The 1,639-nt window shown below is 42.2% G+C and carries 2 protein-coding genes and 1 pseudogene; 2 read left to right on the top strand and 1 reads right to left on the bottom strand.

What is annotated here, in order from left to right; translation table 11 throughout:
- Positions 1 to 222: pseudogene (locus F6K53_RS40800) on the bottom strand (hypothetical protein); the annotation flags it as partial.
- A gap of 41 nt (positions 223 to 263) precedes the next feature.
- Between F6K53_RS40800 and F6K53_RS40795 the strand changes: the two are divergent.
- A complete protein-coding gene (locus tag F6K53_RS40795) occupies positions 264 to 542 on the top strand; it encodes a hypothetical protein (protein ID WP_293085923.1) in 279 nt (92 codons plus the stop codon).
- Positions 532 to 1,338 carry a DUF4114 domain-containing protein gene (locus F6K53_RS40790; protein ID WP_075905277.1) on the top strand — a complete coding sequence of 269 codons (807 nt, stop codon included), beginning with the start codon at positions 532 to 534 and terminating at the stop codon, positions 1,336 to 1,338. The genes F6K53_RS40795 and F6K53_RS40790 overlap by 11 nt, the downstream gene beginning before the upstream one ends.
- Positions 1,339 to 1,639 lie beyond the last annotated feature (301 nt).

The raw sequence follows: 1,639 nt of genomic DNA, 5'->3' as shown, positions 1-1,639 counted from the left end.
TGTTGGGTGATGGTTGATGGTTGGTGGGTGATGGCTGATGGCTGATGGCTGGTGGCTGATGGCTGATGGCTGATGGCTGGTGGCTGATGGCTGATGGCTGATGGCTGATGGCTGATGGCTGATGGCTGATGGCTGATGGCTGATGGCTGATGGCTGATGGCTGATGGCTGATGGCTGATGGCTGATGGCTAATATATTGATAACTGATAACTGATAGCTCAATTATTACCTCAGGAGTTTTGAGAAAGCTATACCAATCTTAAATGAATTGTGATAATTTTTGTTCCCTGTTCCATACTCCCTACTCCCTGTTCCCTGTTCCCTGTTCCCTGTTCCCTTTGGTATATTTCACTCACCTCACACTATTTGATCAAGAATTTATACAAAAGTTAAACCTGACATCAAAGCTTTATAAACGCGATCGCATACATCGGACAGAGAGACTTATAAATAACAGGGAATTCACAGACAAAACTGCTCTCTACTCCCTAATCTCTAGAACCAATAAGTGTGAATCAGGTAAGTCACTCAATGAAATATAAACTGCTTTCTGCATTAATGGCGACCGGTACTGTTTTAGGAGTTTTGTGTTCTGCCAATCAAGCATCTGCAACCACAAATGGATCTGATGTATCTGAGCAAGAATACAATCAACAGTATAGCAATTCAGGGAATGACGAACCAAAACTAACCTATGATCAGTGGCAATTCTTTAACGATTTTGTAAATTATGAAAGGTTAATGATAAATCAAGATGATTTACCTGAAGTCGATTTAAATAATCTGCGCTGGGAAAGTGGTGCCAACGATGTGGAATTATTTTTTATCAACGAAGGAGCAACTTACAGAAATCAACTATTCTATTCTGTGGATGGTGGTAACACTAAAGAAATGGTGTTTAATGATGTTTCCTCTCCCTTGAGCATTCTTCCTGAGGAAGATGGTTCTTTGGCACTTGGTCAAGGTGTAAATCTGGGGAATTTTGCCGGTAACACCTTTATTGAATTCTTCATAAAGTCCAATGGACACAATGGTGGTCGCAACTTCTTTGGTTTCGATACCCAACAAAACCCCGACGGATTCAACCATCTCTTGGGTTATGAACTTGAATTTGGAGGGGAAAAGTTTGTAATGCTAGGATTTGAAGACATTTGGGGCGGAGGAGACCAAGACTATAACGATAATGTCATGGTTGTCAGGGGACTCACACACACACCGAACCTACCATCAAACAGTGTATCGACACCAGAACCAGGAACTCTCCTGGGTACGCTGTTTGCCTTCGGAGTTATGGGATTAACGTCAGTACAGAAGCGCCAAGGTAAAAAATCCTACTAATAAAACTGAGGCACAATAAGGCTACAGATAGTTATTTGGTAATTGGTAATTGGTTAGTGGTTTACTATTACCGATTTCCCATTATCCATTACCCATTACCTATTATCTACTATAAAGTAGTCATATTCTGAGATCTTGCACCATTGTCATTGTCTTGATGCAGTCGCTCATGAGGGAAACCCCCAAGACCGCGCTGCATCGCTAATCGTAGGGTGGGCAGTGCCTACCAACGCGCTTTGCAAGCTTCATTATCTGTCTGGTGCACTGCCCACCCTACATGAACCAAGCTTCTTGATAATAG

Origin of the sequence: Moorena sp. SIO4A1, from assembly GCF_010672065.1 — a bacterium.
Lineage (GTDB): Bacteria > Cyanobacteriota > Cyanobacteriia > Cyanobacteriales > Coleofasciculaceae > Moorena.
Note: the sequence above shows the minus strand (reverse complement) of the source record. Positions and strands in the feature narration are given on the sequence as shown.